A 17,222-nucleotide genomic window follows, 5' to 3' on the forward strand; every position below is an offset into this window, starting at 1 on the left:
AGCACCGCGGCAGCTGGCCGGTCAGACCGCCCGGCTGTGCAGCTGCTTCGACGCGTCGAGATGCGCATCGAACGCCGCAGCGACGCTGCGCACCAGGAACCGGGAATGCTCGGTCACCGCGAGCGCACCGCCGTTGAGCTCGACCACACCGTCGGAGATCAGCGATTGCAGCCGCGGCGCCGATCTCAGCATGTCGTCGGTGTCCGTGCCATGGCGGGTGCAGATGACGTCGAGGTCCACGCCGTAGTCGCACATGATGCGCTCGATGATGTCGGCCCGTAGGCGGTCGTCATCCGTCAGTCCATAGCCTTTCACGGTCGCGAGGCTGCCGGACGCGATCTTCTGCTCATAGGCCCGGACCTGCGGCGCGTTCTGGACATAACCTTGCGGCAGTTGCCCGATCGCCGAGGCGCCGAACCCGAGCAGCAGATCGTTGGCATCGGTCGTGTAGCCCTGGAAATTGCGATGCAGCCGGCCTTCGCGGAACGCGATGGTCATCGGGTCGGTGGGCAAGGCGAAATGATCGAGCCCGATCTGGACGTAGCCTGCGTTCTTCAGCGCATCAGCGATCGCACAGGCCTGATCGTAGCGTTCCAGACTGTCCGGCAGCGCCGAGTCCTGAATCTTGCGTTGGTGCGTCTTGAACGATGGCACATGAGCGTAGCCGAACACGGAGAGCCGGTCGGGGCGCAGGTCGATGGCGCGCCGGACGGTGTCGAGACAGGACGCCACGCTCTGATGCGGCAGCCCGTAGATCAGGTCGAAATTGATGCCGGCAACGCCGGCCTGGCGCAATCCATTCGTGGCCGCCGCGGTCTGCTCGAAGCTCTGTACCCGGTTGATGGCCTGCTGCACCCGCGGATCGAAGCTCTGCACGCCCAGGCTGGCGCGATTGACCCCGCTCACCCCCAGCGCGGCGATCATCTCCGGCGTCAGCGTGCGGGGATCTATCTCGATGGCGATCTCCGCCGATGGCAGCACGAAAAATGAATGACGCAGCGATCCGACGAGATCCACAAAGGACTCCGGCGCCATGATGGTGGGCGTGCCGCCGCCGAAATGAATGTGCCCGACCTGCAGCCGCCGGCCAATCTGGCGCGCCACCATGTCGATCTCGCAGCGCAGTGCCGATTCGTAGACCGCAATCGGCTCGTCGCGCTTGGCGACCATGGTGTTGCAGCCGCAATACCAGCACATCGAGCGGCAGAAGGGCACATGCAGGTAAAGTGATGCCGTCGCGCTCGCCGGTATCGCGCGCAGCCATTCTGCGTAGGTGGACGGGCCGACCGCGGCGGAGAAATGAGGCGCCGTGGGATAGCTGGTGTAGCGCGGAAGGCGCTCCTGTCCGTAGCATGCCGCAAGATCTGGTCTCATGTCCTGCCTGTCACCTGAGCGTGTCGACCTGGGGTTCGGAGGTCCTTGACATAAGGCAAGAGGGGCGGCCTTGAGCTTTCTCAAGGCGCGGCCGGCAGATGCCCCGTTAGATAACGAGTAGAACGCCGGTTATCGCCTCGGACTTTGCGCTTCCTCAAAGTGGCCGGCTCATTTCACATCATCATTGATTTATTGACGATTCGAGGAAAACCGCAATGGAAGCTCTGCAACTGCTGATCCGTTCATTTGCTCTCCTCGCCGGCATCCGCGGCCATATCCCCCAGTCCGACGGATTCGAATCGTTCCGCGACGAGTCGGGGCCGACAGGCCTGCTCGGCAATATCGCCATGTTCATGACCACGATGTTTTGCCTCGCGGCGGCAGGGGCCTTCGCCGCGTTGCTGGCGGTGCGCTGGCTGAGCTGACGAGTTCGGTAGCCCATCGTCGATCGGTGCAATGCCTTGAACCTCGCATCCTGGTGCTCGTGACTGTCCTGCGGTCTCGGCAAACGGATGGATCATTTCTCGGCGCGTAGTTGCGCGAGGACAGTCCAGCCCCCTTTTGCTCCGCGCCCCGTCCGGACTCCCCAAGAACTACTCGCCGATGCAACTCATTCGCGCGCTGCGCTGGCGCAGCCGCGCCAATTTCGCTCCGAACCCGCCACCGCATTCCGCAAATGCGAAGTTGCTTGTTGCAGCACAAACAAGCCGGGTTCCAACGGGAGCATGATGATTGCGGCACTACAACAGATCCAATGAAGGAGCGATCCATGTTGACCCGCCGCACCGCCATGTTCAGTGCAGCCATCGCCGCGATGTTGCTTGCGGCTCCCGCGATGGCCGAGGACCTCAAGCTGCCGCGCCAGAAGGTCGATCTGGTGGCTCCGCCGTTCGTGCATGCGCACGAGCAGGCGACGAAGCAGGGGCCCAAGATCATGGAGTTCAAGCTCGTGGTCCAGGAGAAGAAGATGGTGATCGACGAGAAGGGCACCACCTTCCAGGCCATGACGTTCAACGGCTCGATGCCGGGCCCGCTGATGGTGGTCCATGAGGGTGACTATGTCGAGGTGACCCTCGTCAATCCCGCGACCAACAGCATGCCGCATAACATCGATTTCCACTCCGCTACCGGAGCGCTGGGTGGCGGCGCGCTGACCCTGGTCAATCCCGGCGAGCAGGTCGTGCTGCGCTGGAAGGCGACGCGGACCGGCGTGTTCGTCTATCATTGCGCCCCAGGCGGACCGATGATCCCCTGGCATGTCGTCTCGGGCATGAACGGCGCCGTGATGGTGCTGCCGCGCGACGGTCTCAATGACGGCCGCGGACACGCGTTGCGCTACGATCGCGTCTACTACATCGGCGAGCAGGACCTCTACGTCCCGCGCGACGACAAGGGCAACTTCAAATCCTATGACTCGCCCGGCGAGGCCTATAGCGACACCGAGGAGGTCATGCGCAAGCTCACGCCGACCCATGTGGTGTTCAACGGCAAGGCCGGCGCGCTCACCGGAAAGAATGCGCTCACGGCCAATGTCGGCGAGAACGTGCTGATCGTGCACTCGCAGGCGAACCGCGACAGTCGTCCGCATCTGATCGGCGGCCACGGCGATTATGTCTGGGAGACCGGCAAGTTCTCCAACGCGCCGGAGACCGGGCTCGAGACCTGGTTCATCCGCGGCGGCTCCGCCGGTGCCGCGCTCTACAAATTCCTGCAGCCCGGCATCTACGCCTACGTCACCCACAACCTGATCGAGGCGGCCAATCTCGGCGCAACGGCCCATTTCAAGGTCGAAGGCAAGTGGAATGACGACCTGATGATGCAGGTGAAGGCCCCGGCCGACATTCCGACCGGCACGACGAACTGATCGGCCCAGGGGGCCGGCATGTCCGGCCCCCCACTCTTCTCAGTGTGCTGCCATGCTGCTCGCTTTCAAGATCAAGCTCACCCTCGCCTGCGTCGTCGGATTGGCTGGTCCGACCACAATGGCCCCGATTCTTGCAGGGCTGCCAGACCGCGCCGCCGGTCTCGACGGCCCCGCCCTCACCGAGATCGCACCTGGGACGATCAGCTACCGCGACTCCGGCGACCATCTCCGCAACGGCCGCCAAGCCGAAGCTCCCATCACGACGGTCCGCTTTGATCATCCGCTGACCATGATGACGAACCAGGTCAGTGCCGCCGACTACCACGCCTGCGTCGAAGCCCATGCATGCCGCGCGCTCGATCGCGACGTCCCCATCGCCATCGATCGTCCGGCGGTGCAGGTGAGCTGGCACGACGCCGTTGCCTACGCCGAGTGGCTCTCGCACAAGACCGGCGATAGCTATCGGCTGCCGACCGATACCGAGTGGGCCTATGCGGCCGGGAGCCGATTCAAGGACGATGGCATCTCGATCGACGACGCCGATCCCTCGCGGCGCTGGATCGCCCGCTACGAACGGGAAGCCGCCCTGCAAGACGATCCCAAGACGCGCGGCTTTGGCGGCTTCGGCATCAACGAGCACGGCATTGCCGACCTCGCGGGCAATGTCTGGGAATGGACCTCGACCTGCTTCACACGCAAGCTGCAGGATAGTGCCGGTCGCGTCATCAAGACCGTCAGCAATTGCGGCGTCCGTCTGGCCGAAGGCGCGCATCGAGCCTACGTGACCGACTTCATCCGCGATGCGCGCGCCGGCGGCTGCGCCTCCGGCACGCCACCTGCCAATCTCGGTTTCCGGCTTGTCCGCGATCAACCCTCATGGAGCCGCAGCATGACGCGGCGCCTCGGCCGGCTACTCGGCGCCATCCGCGCCTGACATGCTCGGCCTCCATAAGTCCGCTCGAAAAGTGCGCTCGAAGCACGCTTGCCTGCAACCTACGCCGGCGCTGGATCGACGGTGCCCTGACACTGGCACAAATGACAGTCACGCAAAACAACTTTCGGTTGCGACATCTGAGTTGCAAACGTTAGACAATTGCCGTTGAGCGACGCGATGAGCGGACCAGGAGGCGAGTGTGATTTCTCGACATCCGCCGGTCTTCTTCACGTCCGACCTGCATGGTTACGGGATCGGCAACACCAGCTGGTTCGACGACGATTCGCCGAGCGCACTGGCTGGACGCTGCCTCATCGACGCGCTCGAATATCTGCGGACGTCGCCTAAATTCGCTGCCAAGGACTGGCACGTGGTGAATGCGGGCGCGGCGCGTCTCGTGCATCAATGTCTCACGGACGGCGCGCTAGCGCGCAACGATATTCTCGATCGCGTGGCTCCCGCCATCGAACGGGTTTGCGCACGGATCGTCGCGAGCCGCCAATATCGCATTCCGTTCTATGGCGACGACTTCTGGGACTGGGCTAGTGTGGTCGACGGTCTGTGCGAGGTACAGCAGGTTTCGGTGACCGCGGCCCAGGTCGCAAGACGCGAGCTCGACCAGTTTCGCAGGACCGTCCACATCCGCATACCGAGCGGTCTCTCGGTCGGCGACCTCGAGCACGAATGGTTCGGACCGGCGATCGCAACACGCGCCTATCGTCTGCTGGATTCCCGCGCATCGGGAATAGATCCCGACCTGCGCAACGAGTTGCAGGCGCAATCGCTCGAACGCATCGAGCGCGGCAGGTATCGCGGACGGCAGGTGACGCCGTGGCAATTGAGCTGGCACTACGGTCAGGTCGTCGGCGAATTCCAGCGCGCCGCAAGCGAGCAGGCGGCCGAGCTGGCTGATTTTGCCTGGCTCGCCGTTCCCCTCGAACTCAGCAAGCGCGCCCAGGTTCTCGCGCGCATCCTGCAAGGCGCCTGCGCGGTGAAGGACCGCAGGACGGTCCTGCAGGCCTTCGAAGAGCTCTATCGCTGCGAGACACCCGGCCGCCCGCTCGGCCAGGGCGTGATCGGCGCCGACATCGAGGCCTCCCTGGACGTGCTCGAAGCGCTGTGGCAGCAGCTCGACGGTCGTGAGAAGGCCAGCATCAACGCGATGCTCGACGCGCTGCGATTTCTCCATGCCAAAGCCAACACGATCGGTTTCGTGGTCGAAACGCCGGAGGATATCGAAGCCCTGGTCCAGGCGATGGGCCCGGGCACGCTGATCGAACAGCGCAACGCGGCGCGCGCCATCATCAGGCATTCCTGCTTCCATGCAGTCGTGTGCCTCGGGCGATCGATCGCCGAGGTGGCGAGCGCGACCGCAGTGGCGATCGAAGAGCATGGGGCGCAGTGGCTGATCATGCCGGGACGGGCCGACGCCCTGGGAGCGAATCTCCCGCAAGTGGCCCGCGGCCCGCGATTCGTCAGCGCCGGCCCCGGCGATCTCGTCATCGCCACCTCGGTCGCGCCATTCCGGATTCAGATCAAGCTGCGCGACGCGCTCAGCATGGCCGAGCCGCCCTCGATCGATGACAGCGGAATGATCATTCCGGCCGATCCCGAGCTTTGCCGCCTCGCGCACGAGGCCGCAAATGGCATGCTGGACGACATCGACGTGTTCTTCGAAGGAATGACAGTGACTTGCGATGGCGACGGCACCGACGCCGAAATCTCGGCGGCGTTTCCAGGCGCGCTTGCGACGGATGACACGGCCTATGCGATGGGACTGATCTGCCTCAGCCGCAGTGTGCCGTGCCTGATCATTCAGGGGTTGGCGGAGACGGCGCCGCCCGCTGCTGCGAGCCGGGCGCAGCATGCGGCATGCCGGCTCGCCGTCAAGGTCGCGGAGATGCTCTGCCGGCGCTGGTAGTCGCGCCCTCAGGCATTCTTCAGCGCGACCCGGAACTCGGCTTCGGTCTTGGCCTTGACCTCGTCGAGCGTCACGCCATCGGCGAGCTCGATCAGGGCCATGCCGTCATTGCCGTGCTTGTCGATCGTGAACACCGCCAGATCGGTCACCACCATGTCCACGACGCGCTCGCCGGTCAGCGGCAGCGTGCACTGCTTGAGCAGCTTCGGACCGTCCTTGGCGCTATGCTCCATGACCACGACGACGCGCTTGACGCCGGCGACGAGATCCATCGCGCCGCCCATGCCCTTGACCATCTTGCCAGGGATCATCCAGTTGGCGAGGTCACCGTTCTGGGCGACTTGCATGGCGCCGAGGATCGACAGGTCGATGTGGCCGCCGCGGACCATGGCGAAGGAATCGGCTGACGAGAAATAGCTGGTGATCGGCAGCTCGGTGACGGTCTGCTTGCCGGCATTGATGAGGTCGGGATCCTCCTCGCCCTCATAGGGGAACGGACCCATGCCGAGCATGCCGTTCTCGCTCTGCAGCGCCACGTCGACGCCCGGCGGGATGTAGTTCGAGACGAGCGTCGGAATGCCGATGCCGAGATTGACGTAGTAGCCGTCCCGCAGCTCCTTGGCGGCGCGCGCCGCCATCTGCTCTCGCGTCCAGGCCATCAGACTTCCTCCCCGGCTGCAGCGGCGGCTTCACGTTTGCGCACGGTGCGCTGCTCGATGCGCTTCAGTTCGGTTCCGACCTGGATGATGCGTTTGACGAAGATGCCGGGCGTATGGATGTGGTCGGGATCGATCTGGCCGGCCGGCAGCAGGTGCTCGACCTCCGCGACCGTCACCTTGGCCGCAGTTGCCATCATCGGATTGAAGTTGCGCGCAGTCTTGCGGTAGACGAGGTTGCCGGCGGTGTCGCCCTTCCAGGCGTGCACGATCGCCAGATCGGCAAACAGGCCGCGCTCCATCAGATATTTCTCGCCGTCGAACTCCCGCACCTCCTTGCCCTCCGCGACCAGCGTGCCGACGCCGGTCTTGGTGAAGAAGGCCGGGATGCCGGCGCCGCCGGCGCGGATGCGCTCGGCCAGGGTGCCCTGCGGGCAGAATTCGAGCTCCAGCTCGCCGGCCAGATATTGCTGGGCAAACAGCTTATTCTCGCCGACATAGGACGAGATCATCTTCTTGATCTGCCGCGTCTCCAGCAGCCGGCTGAGGCCGATGCCGTCGACCCCGGCATTGTTGGAGATGACGGTGAGGTCCTTCACCCCGGACTCGCGAATGGCGTCGGACAGGGTTTCTGCGATGCCACAAAGACCAAACCCACCCGACATGATGGTCATACCGTCCTTGAGGAGGCCAGCAAGGGCGGATTTGGCGTCCGGATAGACCTTGTTCATACGGGAATGACCTGCTGCAGAGCGGCGATCGCGCGGATATCGACCGGATTATTAGGCGAAATCTTCGCAATGCGTCAATGATGCCTTCCCAACGCGCACATCCTGCTTTAGCTGTCGCACCAGCCTGCGCCTCCGAGGCGATCCGGAGTCCGGGATATCAGGGCTCCGCCGCAATCCGGCCACACCGGCGGCATGGCCTTGAAAGCGTCAAGAAAGCGCATCAAGTTGTTGATGTTGGCAGGGGTTTTCGGCGCACCCTGCCCATCCCGAGTAACCAGCGATCCGACGATCCCAGGACATGTCCGTGACCATGGCCCAAGGAATGAGGCGCCTCGGCACACCGATCGCGGTGCTGCTGGGCATCGCGTTCGTGGGCCTGCTGGCGAGCTCCTGGCTGGTCAATCGCGAGGCATTGCGGCAGGCGGTGGAGAGCCAGATCCGCGCCGTGACCGGGCTCGAGCTCGTTGTCAAGGGACATATCGACGTCTCCTTGTTTCCGGGCAGCTATGTCTCGTTCCACGATGTCGGTCTGAAGGGCAGCGGTACCGAGGATCCGGCCCTGCGCGTCGACGTGCTGACCGCCAATCTGCAATTGCTGCCGCTGCTGTTGCAGCGGTTCGAAATCGCCGACGTCATGATGCTGCGGCCGCAGATCAACGTCACCCGCGAGGCCGATGGCAACAGCAACTGGACACCCTTCATCGAGACCATCGCGCGCACGATGCGCCCGGGGCCCGACAGCCAGATGTCGTTCTCCGAGATCCGCATCCAGGACGGCATCCTGGTCTACGAGGACACCGGCCATCATGCTTCCGAGCGGCTCGACGATATCGACCTGTCGCTCGCCTGGCCGTCGATCTCGCGCTCGTTCGCGGCGACCGGACAGTTCGATTGGCGCGGTCAGCGCATCGAGGGATCCATCAGCGTCAGCGACTTCCTGGCTGCGCTGTCGGGAGACCGGTCCGGCTTGAAGATGCGGCTCGCCAGCCCGCCGCTGAAGGTCGCCTTTGACGGCACGGTCGCGAATCGCACCAGCGCGCTGATGGAAGGTACGCTGACGGTGGACAGCCCGTCGCTCCGCGACGCGCTGCGCTGGACGGGGCAGACGCCGCTCGGCGGCGGCGGCTTCGGGCGCTTCGCCTTGCGTGCGCGCGCCAACGTGGTCGGCGCCTCGATCGCACTCACCAATGTCAATGTCGAGCTCGACGGCAACACCGCCGAGGGCGTCATGACCTACGCCAATAACGGCCGGCAGACGCTGCAGGCGACGCTGGCGGCCGACGCGCTCGACTTCACCCCCTACATTTCGACGATCCGGCTGCTGGCCAATGGGGCCCGCGACTGGAATCGGCAGCTCTTCGACCTCAAGGCCTTGTCCACCACCGACCTCGACATGCGGCTATCGGCCGCAAAGGTCACGGTCGGCTCCTCGAAAATCGGACGCACGGCGTTCGGCGCCAACCTGCGCAACGGCGTGCTCGCCCTCTCGGTCGGCGAGGCGCAGATGTATGGCGGCATCGTGCGCGGCTCGTTTGGGATCGCCCGTGCCGACACCGTGGCCGACGTGAAGGCCGAGCTGCAATTCAACGACGTCGATCTGCAGGCCTGCGCCAACGAGATGTTCGGCGTGTCGTCGCTGTCGGGACGCGGCAATCTCAACGTCTCGCTGACGGCTTCGGGCTCGAGCCCGTTTGGGCTCGCCCAGTCGCTCGATGGCAGCGCCAACCTGCAGGGCCGCGATGGCGCGATCTCCGGCTTCAACGTCGAGCAGCTCCTGAGGCGCCTCGAGCGCAGCCCGCTGTCGCGCGGCGGCAATTTCCGCTCCGGTTCGACGCCTTACGACTCGCTGACGATCGCGGTCAAATTCTCCGAGGGCATCGCGACCGCCGAGGACATCCGCGTCGAGAGCCCGACCGCGCGCATCACCATGACCGGCACGGCCTCGGTGCCGACGCGGGAATACGATTTCAAGGGCGTCGCGAGCCTGCTGTCGTCAGGCAATGGCAGCAACGGCTTCGAGCTGCCTTTCGTCGTCCAGGGCCCCTGGGAAGATCCGCTGATCTTTCCCGATCCGGAAAGCCTGATCCGCCGCGCCCCGGCCGCCGCCCCGCTACTCGATGCGGTCAAGGACCGCAAGACGAGGGATGCGGTGCGCTCGGTGCTGGAACGATTCACCGGCGGCGGATTGCGCCCGGCCCAGCCGGACAACGTGCCGCAGGCTGACGCTCCGACAGGCGACACTCCCACCAAGCAGAACTGACCAACGCGGCTTGCTTCGCGTGCCGATACACGGCCGCCGCCACGACCTATGTCTGATATATTACTTCTGGATCACGTCGGGTCCCTGGGCTAGTGTCCCGCCACAACCGATCAAGCAAGATCGGCGGATCAGGGAGAGACACGTGAAATCCAGGGGAATGGGTGCGCTTTCAATCGCAGTCGCAGCCGCCGGGCTTTTTTGCGCTGCAGCACCAGCCATCGCTCAGGACACCATCACGATCTGGTGGAGCAAGGGCTTCTACAAGTCCGAGGACGATGCGCTGCTCAACGTCGTCAAGAAGTTCGAGGCCAAGACCGGCATCAAGGTCGAGCTGTCGCAATACGCGATCCAGGACATGATTCCGAAGACGGTCGCCGCGCTCGATTCGGGCACCGTGCCCGACGTGGCCTACGCCGACACCTACGACGTTCAGGCCCAGGGCAAGTGGGCCTACGAAGGCAAGCTCGAGGATCTCACCGACATCCTGGAGCCGATGAAGTCGGCGTTCGCTCCGAACACGCTCGAGACCGCCTACCTCTACAACAACGTCACCAAGAAGAAGGCCTATTACGGCTTCCCGCTGAAGCAGCAGAGCATGCACGTCCAGATCTGGGGCGACCTGCTGAGCAAGGCCGGCTTCAAGCAGAGCGACATCCCCACCAAGTGGGAAGACTACTGGACGTTCTGGTGCGACAAGGTGCAGCCGGCGGTCCGCAAGGCCACCGGCCAGCGCATGTATGGCGTCGGTCAGCCGATGGGCGTGGAATCCACCGACTCGTTCCAGTCGTTCTACACCTTCATGGACGCCTACAACGTCAAGCTGGTCGACGACGACGGCAAGCTGCTGGTCGACGACCCCAAGGTGCGCGACGGCCTCGTCAAGGCGATGAAGGATTATACCGACACCTACATCAAGGGCTGCACGCCGCCCTCGTCCACGACCTGGAAGGATCCGGACAACAACGTCGCGTTCCACAACAAGACGATCGTGATGACCCACAATTTCACGATCTCGATCGCGGCGAAGTGGTTCGAGGACTCAACCAACCCCGCGCTGACGCCCGAGCAGCGCGCCGCGGGCAAGAAGGCCTATGAGGAGGACATCATCACCGCGTCCTTCCCCAACAAGCCCGATGGCACGCCGATCAAGTATCGCTCCGACGTCAAGACCGGCCTGATCTTCGCCAATGCTCCTCACAAGGCGCAGGCCAAGGAATTCATCAAGTTCCTGATGCAGGAGGAGAACCTCGGCCCCTACATCGAGGGCGCGCTGGGCCGCTGGTTCCCGGTGACGACCGCAGGCCAGAAGAGCCCGTTCTGGCAGGCCGACCGCCATCGCAAGGCCGTGTACACCCAGTTCACCGGCGGCACCACGCCGTTCGACTTCACCAAGAACTACAAGTTCACGATCCTCAACAATGAGAACGTCTGGGCCAAGGCGATGAACCGCGTGGTCAGCGAGAAGGTGCCGGTCGAAAAGGCCGTCGACGAGCTGATCGCGCGGCTGAAGGAGGTCGCCGGCTAGTCTCTCGCCTCGCGAGACACTAGCTTGAGATCCTGAAAACGACAACAAGTGCCGGCCGCAGTGTCTGCGGCCGGTTCGGCAATAGGCTTGGAACAGACGACCATGGCGATCACGCTCTCAGCTTCCGATTCCGCGCTCGCGGAAGCGCCGCGCCCGGTGCTGCTGACACCGTCACAGGTATGGGGCATCGTCATGCTTGCCCCCTACTTGCTCGTCTTCCTTGCCTTCGTCGTCTATCCCGTCGGCTACGGCCTGTGGCTCGCCCGCGAGCCGGCCAGCTACGTCGCGCTGTACAACGACCCCATCTTCGCGCGGGCCGCCGTCAACACGCTGATCTTCCTCCTGGTCGGCATCAATCTGAAGATGGTGATCGCGCTGTTCCTGTCCGGCTTCTTCGTGCAGCAGCGCGGCTGGATCAAATGGCTGTCGGTCATCTTCATCCTGCCCTGGGCGGTGCCTTCGATCCCGACCATCCTGTCGGTGCGCTTCATGCTCAATCCCGAATGGGGCGTGGTGAACCAGCTGATCTTCAAGTTCACCGGCGAAGATGGCCCGAACTGGCTGAACGACCCGACGGTCGCGCTGTCGATGGCGATCGGCATGCACATCTGGAAGTCGCTGCCGTTCTGGACCTTGATCCTGATGACCGGGCGGCTGGCGATTTCGCACGATTTGTTCGAGGCGGCCGAGGTCGACGGCGCCACCTGGTGGCAGAAGTTCCGCTACATCACCTGGCCGTCGATGCAGACGCTCTACATCACCTGCACGCTGCTCTCGATGATCTGGACGCTCGGAGACTTCAACAGCGTCTATCTCCTGACCGGCGGCGGTCCGGCCGATCTCACCCACGTGCTGGCGACGCTCGGCATCCGCTATCTCCGGCTCGATCAGCTCAGCCTCGCCATGGCCTCGATCGTCTGCGCGATGCCGCTGGTGCTGCCCCTGGTCTATTTCATGATGAAGCGGTTGTCGCGATGAAGCTCCCCACCCTCCGCGAAGTCGGCACCGAGGCCCGGCTGCTGCTGATCGGCATTCCCGTCTTCATCTGGACGATGATCCCGATCTACCACATGTTCCTGTTCGCGATCTCGCCGAAGGAGGACGCGTTCTCGGGCAAGCTGTGGCCGGACCATCCGACGCTGCACAATTTCTCGATCGTGTTCCACCAGCAGCATTACTTCCTGCGCGATTTCTGGGTCCAGTTCGGCAACTCGGTCGTGATCGCCATGGCCGTGGGCGCGCTGACACTGATCATTGCGACCTGTGCGGCCTATGCCATCTCGCGCCTGCGCGTGCCTGGCAGCCGGGTGGTGATGAACCTCGCGCTGTTCACCTATTTCATCCCCGCTGCGTTCCTCGCGGTACCGATGTATCGCACCATGGGCAAATACGGCCTGCTCAACAACGACTGGTCGCTGATCCTGGCGATGGTGACGATTGCCTCGCCCTACGCGATCTGGGTGCTGAAGCAGGCCTCCGACAAGCTGCCGGTCGAGCTGGACGAGGCTGCCGTCATGGACGGCGCCAGCCCGCTGCAGATCTTCCGCCTCGTCTATGTACCGCTGATGATGCCGTCGCTGGTCGCGATCGGAACGTATGCGGTGCTGCTGGCCTGGAACGAATACCTCTACGCGTTCCTGCTGCTTTCGAACGACAAGGATATCACGCTGCCCGTGGCGCTCGGCAACTTCCTGGCCGCCGACGATTCGCCGTGGGAGCTCCTGATGACCACCGGCTTCATCTACGCGTTGCCGCCCGCGGCGGTCTATTACGCCTTCAAGCGCTACATGGTGGGCGGCCTCACCGCCGGCGCCGTGAAGTCGTGACGGAGCGATGAGGGTCGGATTTCGTCAGGGACGGTTCGAGGACGCTTCGCGGCCGAACTGGGATGGCGACGGGCCGCGCCCGATCGACTGGTTCGCTTGGTATCCAGCCGCCAACGGCGCCGTGGAAACGGCGCTCGCTATCGCACCATGGCCGCAGGGCTGGTTCAAAGCGGGACCAGCGGCTTTGAATGCGCCGCTCGCTGCAAGCGCGGGCGCCTGTCCTCTCGTCGTGTACTCTCACGGCACCGGCTGCAACGGCCTGCAGTCCGAATGGCTGGCGCGCGAGCTGGCAAGCCGCGGCTTTGTCGCGGTCGCCGTCAATCATCATGGCAACAGCAATGCCGAGCCGTACCGAGCAGCGGGCTTCCTCTGCTCATGGGAACGCCCACGCGACGTGTCCTTGCTGATCGACCACATCGTGGCTCATCCCGATTTCGAAGGCCGCATCAACCTCGACCGCATCTACGCCGTCGGCTATTCGCTCGGCGGCGTCACGGCCACCGCCCTGATCGGCGCAATCATGATCCGCTCGCCGTTCGAGCCAGGCGCCAATCACGGCCGCGGCCCTCGCGAGTTTCCCGATCTCGTCGATCATCTGCCGCGGCTGATGGAGAAGAGCCCAATCTTCCGCGACTCCTGGGCGCGCATGTCCACATCCCATCGCGATCCCCGCATCAAGGCGGCGCTGCTACTGGCGCCGGGGCGCTCGGTGCAGGGCTTCTCCGAGGACAGCATCGCCGCGATCAACGTCCCGACGCGCATCATGGTCGGCGGCGCCGATGCGCTGCTGCCGGCCTCACGCTGGCTGCATGAGCGACTGAGCGGCAGCGCATTCGAGATCGTCGCCGACGACGCCGGGCACTACGTCTTCCTGCCGGAGAGTACCGAGCTCGGCAGACAGAGCGATCCGGCTTGCTGCGTCGACCCGGCATCGGTCGACCGCGGCACGATCCATCGCGCGGTCGTCACCGCCGCCTTGCGTCTGTTCTCGCGTTGATCAATGCTGTCTCAGCATTCTCCGTCATTATAGCGGAGCTGCGCTCTCGCCGCGATCACTCGACAGCTTCGAGGCCAGCGACGCGATGATGATCACCACGGCAATCAGCCCGATCACCAGCGTGCAGATCGCATTGATCTCCGGCTTCACCCCGAGCCGAACCTCGGAATAGATCCGAATCGGCAGCGTCGCCGAACCGGGGCCGGTGGTAAAGCTCGCGATCACGAGATCGTCGAGCGACAGCGTGAAGGCCAACATCCAGCCCGCGACCACCGCCGGCGCGATCAGCGGCAATGTCACCATCACGAACGCGTGCAGCGGATCGCAGCCGAGATCCATCGCGGCTTCCTCCAGGCTGCGGTCGAGCGAGACCAGCCGCGACTGCACGACCACCGCGACGAAGCACATCGTGAGGGTGGTGTGGGCGACCGTCACCGTCCAGAAGCCGCGCTCGGCGTCCAGCGCCACGAACAGCAGCAGCAGCGACAGGCCGGTGATCACCTCGGGCATCACCAGCGGCGCATACAACATGCCGGAGAACAGCATGCGGCCGCGAAATCCCTGGCCACGCGACAGCGCCACCGCGGCCAGCGTGCCGAGCACCGTCGCCGCGGTGGCCGCGGTGGCGCCGACGCGCAGGCTCATCCAGGCCGCATCGATCATGGCGCGATCGCTGAAGAACTCGTGATACCAGCGCAGCGACCAGCCGCCCCACACAGTGACCAGGCGCGAGGCGTTGAACGAGTAGATCACCAGGATCAGGATCGGGAGGTAAAGAAAGGCGAGCCCAAGCGTCAGCGACGCGACGTTGAAGCGCGACAGGCGGGAGGGATTAGGCACGATCTCCTCCTCCCTCAATCCCAGTGAAACCCTCTCCGTTCCCTCCCCCCTTGTGGGGGAGGGTCAGGGAGGGGGGCACCCAGCAAAGACCGCCAATGCGGACCCCCACCCCCAACCCCTCTCCGCAAGGGGGAGGGGAGCGAGAGAGCGTGCCTTGCTGTGCGCCATCCATCACCTGCTCTCCTCCAACTGCCGGCGCTGCAGCCGGTCGTAGAGCAGAAGCGGCAGCAGCAGCACGACCAAGAGGACCACGGCGATGCTGGAGGCCACCGGCCAATCCTTGTTGGTGAAGAATTCGAGCCAGAGCGTCTGGCCGATCATCAGCGATTTCGACCCGGCGAGCAGATCGGGAATGACGAACTCGCCGACCACCGGGATGAAGCACAGCAGCGCGCCCGCGCCGACGCCGGGCAGCGACAGCGGAAACGTCACCAGCCAGAAGATCTCGCGCGGCGAGGCGCCGAGATCGGCGGCGGCTTCTTCCAAGGCCGGCTCCAGCTTGGTCAGCGTCGCGAACAGCGGCAGGATCATGAACGGCAGATAGGAATAGACGATGCCGACATACATCGCGCTGTCGGTCGACAGCCACACCACCGGCGTGGACACCAGATGCAGCGCGAGCAGGATCTGGTTCAGGAGGCCGTCATGCTGCAGGATGTTGACCCAGGCGTAGATGCGGATCAGGAACGAGGTCCAGAACGGCACGATCACCAGCATCATCGCGATGCCCTGCCAGCGCCTGGGGAGCCGCGCCATGCCATAGGCGATGGGGTAGCCGATCAAGAGCAGGATCGCCGTCGACGTCGCCGCGACGACGACGCTGCGCAGATAGGATGAAAGATACAGATCGTCAGACAGCAGCAGACGGAAATTGTCGAGCGACAACGCCGCAAAGGCGTCGCGGAGCGACGACAAACCATCAGCCAGCGAGAACACCGGCGTATAGGGGGGCTGCGCGATCGCAGTCTGCGACAGGCTGATCTTGGCGACGAAGGCGAACGGCACCAGGAAGAACAGCACCATCCAGATGTAAGGCGCGATCGCCGCAAAGCGGGCCGGGCGCGAGAAGATGCGGCGCGCGCTCATCGCTCCAGCACCAGGCAATCGTCGGGCGTGAACCAGGCGACCACGCGCTGGTTCAGGCCATAGCCGTCGGCATCGAGCCGGGCGGTGTTGGCCTGCGCAGCGTGAAGCACGGCGCCGCCGTCGAGCTTGATCTTGTAGACGGTCCTGCCACCGAGATAGCTCGCATCGGTGATGGCGCCCTCGACACAATTGATCGCAGCAGCATCGCCGGCCGGTCGACGGAGCGCGAGGCGGATCTTCTCCGGACGGATCGCGACCGCGACCTTGCTCTGGCTGATCGGAGCCATCGGCTGCGCCACGACCAGCTCACCCGCAGTGTGGGTCACGACCCTGAGCCGGAGCGGCTCCCGCGCGGTCACCTCGCCCTCGAACAGATTGATGTCGCCGACGAACTCCGCGACCCACCGCGACGCGGGCTCCTCATACAGACGTCGGGGGACCGCGACCTGCTCGAGCCTTCCCGCGTTCATCACCCCGATCCGGCTCGCCACCGTCATCGCCTCCTCCTGGTCGTGGGTGACGATGATGAAGGTCATGCCGAGCTTGCGCTGCAGCTCCATCAGCTCGACCTGCGTGCTCTCGCGCAGCTTCTTGTCGAGCGCAGCCATCGGCTCGTCGAGCAGCAGCACCTGCGGCCGGCGCGCCAGTGAGCGCGCCAGGGCGACGCGCTGCTTCTGCCCGCCCGAGAGCTGATCCGGCTTGCGCTTCTCCAGCCCTTCGAGCCGCACCAGCGCCACCATCTCGGCAACGCGCGTGGCGATCTCGGCGCGCGGCATGCCGGCGCGCTTCAGGCCGAAGGCGATGTTGTCGCGCACGTTCAAATGCGGGAACAGCGCGTAGTTCTGGAACATCATGTTGACGGGCCGCTGATGCGGCAGCACCTGCGCGATGTCCTCGCCCGAAAGCAGGATGCGCCCTTCATCCGGCGTCTCGAAGCCGGCCAGCATGCGCAGCAAGGTCGTCTTGCCGCAGCCGCTGGGGCCGAGCAGCGCGAAGAACTCGCCGGCGCGGATGTCGAGCGAGACGCCGTCGACGGCGCGGAAGCTGCCGAAGGTCTTGACGAGGTTCTCGATCCGCAGGATCGGCGGCTGAGCATCGGGACGCGGTTCCGGCGCTGGTGATGCTGCCGGCTCTCCGGCAGGCGCTGGGTTTGCGATGTCGTCAGCCATGTCCCGATCAAATCACCCTGCCCGGCCACAACGGCCGAC

15 protein-coding genes are annotated in these 17,222 nt (G+C 64.6%); 9 read left to right on the forward strand and 6 right to left on the reverse strand.

All coding sequences use genetic code 11. The features are described 5' to 3' along the window. Window positions 1–21: 21 nt before the first annotated feature. Window positions 22–1,374 (reverse strand): oxygen-independent coproporphyrinogen III oxidase, encoded by a 1,353-nt coding sequence (gene hemN / locus QX132_RS08135; protein WP_315736361.1) that lies wholly within the window; start codon window positions 1,372–1,374, stop codon window positions 22–24. 215 nt (window positions 1,375–1,589) lie between these two features. Here hemN and QX132_RS08140 point away from each other — a divergent pair, with 215 nt between their 5' ends. From QX132_RS08140 to QX132_RS08155, 4 genes are all read left to right on the forward strand, one after another. Continuing rightward, the gene (locus QX132_RS08140) at window positions 1,590–1,799 is read left to right on the forward strand and encodes a hypothetical protein (protein ID WP_315777734.1); all 210 of its coding nucleotides are present in this window, start codon (window positions 1,590–1,592) and stop codon (window positions 1,797–1,799) included. Between the two features lie 344 nt (window positions 1,800–2,143). After that, window positions 2,144–3,238: a copper-containing nitrite reductase gene (gene nirK, locus QX132_RS08145; protein WP_316160684.1), complete on the forward strand. Its 1,095-nt coding sequence runs from the start codon at window positions 2,144–2,146 to the stop codon at window positions 3,236–3,238. A gap of 52 nt (window positions 3,239–3,290) precedes the next feature. Next, window positions 3,291–4,172, forward strand: a complete 882-nt coding sequence (locus QX132_RS08150; RefSeq protein ID WP_316160686.1) for a formylglycine-generating enzyme family protein — start codon at window positions 3,291–3,293, stop codon at window positions 4,170–4,172. A gap of 199 nt (window positions 4,173–4,371) precedes the next feature. After that, entirely contained in the window at window positions 4,372–6,093 is a 1,722-nt protein-coding gene (locus QX132_RS08155) for a hypothetical protein (RefSeq protein ID WP_316160688.1), read from the forward strand. A gap of 8 nt (window positions 6,094–6,101) precedes the next feature. Here the strand turns inward: QX132_RS08155 and QX132_RS08160 are convergent, their stop codons facing one another. Together QX132_RS08160 and QX132_RS08165 are read right to left on the reverse strand one after the other, a co-directional pair. Further along, a complete protein-coding gene (locus QX132_RS08160) occupies window positions 6,102–6,752 on the reverse strand; it encodes a CoA transferase subunit B (RefSeq protein WP_315736356.1) in 651 nt (216 codons plus the stop codon). After that, window positions 6,752–7,480 (reverse strand): CoA transferase subunit A, encoded by a 729-nt coding sequence (locus tag QX132_RS08165; RefSeq protein ID WP_315736355.1) that lies wholly within the window; start codon window positions 7,478–7,480, stop codon window positions 6,752–6,754. The genes QX132_RS08160 and QX132_RS08165 overlap by 1 nt, the downstream gene beginning before the upstream one ends. A 310-nt stretch (window positions 7,481–7,790) precedes the next feature. Between QX132_RS08165 and QX132_RS08170 the strand changes: the two genes are divergently transcribed. The 5 genes from QX132_RS08170 (at window position 7,791) to QX132_RS08190 (ending at window position 14,088) form a co-directional block, all read left to right on the forward strand. Continuing rightward, window positions 7,791–9,740, forward strand: coding sequence for an AsmA family protein (locus tag QX132_RS08170; protein WP_316160787.1), 1,950 nt, complete (start codon window positions 7,791–7,793; stop codon window positions 9,738–9,740). Window positions 9,741–9,882: 142 nt separating this feature from the next. After that, on the forward strand, window positions 9,883–11,265 hold the full coding sequence (locus QX132_RS08175) for an ABC transporter substrate-binding protein (protein ID WP_315717541.1): 1,383 nt from the start codon (window positions 9,883–9,885) through the stop codon (window positions 11,263–11,265). 102 nt (window positions 11,266–11,367) lie between these two features. Continuing rightward, a complete protein-coding gene (locus QX132_RS08180; protein WP_315736354.1) occupies window positions 11,368–12,243 on the forward strand; it encodes a sugar ABC transporter permease in 876 nt (291 codons plus the stop codon). Further along, window positions 12,240–13,091 (forward strand): carbohydrate ABC transporter permease, encoded by an 852-nt coding sequence (locus tag QX132_RS08185; RefSeq protein WP_172109925.1) that lies wholly within the window; start codon window positions 12,240–12,242, stop codon window positions 13,089–13,091. The genes QX132_RS08180 and QX132_RS08185 overlap by 4 nt, the downstream gene beginning before the upstream one ends. Before the next feature lie 7 nt (window positions 13,092–13,098). Beyond that, entirely contained in the window at window positions 13,099–14,088 is a 990-nt protein-coding gene (locus QX132_RS08190) for an alpha/beta hydrolase family protein (RefSeq protein ID WP_315795798.1), read from the forward strand. Between the two features lie 27 nt (window positions 14,089–14,115). On the opposite strand, the gene QX132_RS08195 is transcribed toward QX132_RS08190, so the two are convergent. The 3 genes from QX132_RS08195 to QX132_RS08205 all read right to left on the reverse strand — a co-directional run bounded on the left by QX132_RS08195 (window position 14,116) and on the right by QX132_RS08205 (window position 17,183). Then, a complete protein-coding gene (locus QX132_RS08195) occupies window positions 14,116–14,928 on the reverse strand; it encodes an ABC transporter permease (protein ID WP_316160689.1) in 813 nt (270 codons plus the stop codon). Window positions 14,929–15,099: 171 nt separating this feature from the next. Continuing rightward, window positions 15,100–16,014: an ABC transporter permease gene (locus QX132_RS08200; RefSeq protein ID WP_315736351.1), complete on the reverse strand. Its 915-nt coding sequence runs from the start codon at window positions 16,012–16,014 to the stop codon at window positions 15,100–15,102. Next, complete coding sequence (locus tag QX132_RS08205; protein WP_316160692.1) at window positions 16,011–17,183, reverse strand: ABC transporter ATP-binding protein; 1,173 nt, start codon at window positions 17,181–17,183, stop codon at window positions 16,011–16,013. Before QX132_RS08205 ends, QX132_RS08200 begins: the two co-directional genes overlap by 4 nt. Between the last annotated feature and the right edge of the window lie 39 nt (window positions 17,184–17,222).

It is taken from the genome of Bradyrhizobium sp. SZCCHNRI20481, from assembly GCF_032485055.1.
Lineage (GTDB): Bacteria > Pseudomonadota > Alphaproteobacteria > Rhizobiales > Xanthobacteraceae > Bradyrhizobium.

Coding starts and splice junctions, on each gene's coding strand:
- hemN (WP_315736361.1), bottom strand. CDS start 1,374: ATGAGACCAGATCTTGCGGCATGCTACGGACAGGAGCGCCTTCCGCGC.
- QX132_RS08140 (WP_315777734.1), top strand. CDS start 1,590: ATGGAAGCTCTGCAACTGCTGATCCGTTCATTTGCTCTCCTCGCCGGC.
- nirK (WP_316160684.1), top strand. CDS start 2,144: ATGTTGACCCGCCGCACCGCCATGTTCAGTGCAGCCATCGCCGCGATG.
- QX132_RS08150 (WP_316160686.1), top strand. CDS start 3,291: ATGCTGCTCGCTTTCAAGATCAAGCTCACCCTCGCCTGCGTCGTCGGA.
- QX132_RS08160 (WP_315736356.1), bottom strand. CDS start 6,752: ATGGCCTGGACGCGAGAGCAGATGGCGGCGCGCGCCGCCAAGGAGCTG.
- QX132_RS08165 (WP_315736355.1), bottom strand. CDS start 7,480: ATGAACAAGGTCTATCCGGACGCCAAATCCGCCCTTGCTGGCCTCCTC.
- QX132_RS08170 (WP_316160787.1), top strand. CDS start 7,791: ATGGCCCAAGGAATGAGGCGCCTCGGCACACCGATCGCGGTGCTGCTG.
- QX132_RS08180 (WP_315736354.1), top strand. CDS start 11,368: ATGGCGATCACGCTCTCAGCTTCCGATTCCGCGCTCGCGGAAGCGCCG.
- QX132_RS08185 (WP_172109925.1), top strand. CDS start 12,240: ATGAAGCTCCCCACCCTCCGCGAAGTCGGCACCGAGGCCCGGCTGCTG.
- QX132_RS08190 (WP_315795798.1), top strand. CDS start 13,099: ATGAGGGTCGGATTTCGTCAGGGACGGTTCGAGGACGCTTCGCGGCCG.
- QX132_RS08200 (WP_315736351.1), bottom strand. CDS start 16,014: ATGAGCGCGCGCCGCATCTTCTCGCGCCCGGCCCGCTTTGCGGCGATC.
- QX132_RS08205 (WP_316160692.1), bottom strand. CDS start 17,183: ATGGCTGACGACATCGCAAACCCAGCGCCTGCCGGAGAGCCGGCAGCA.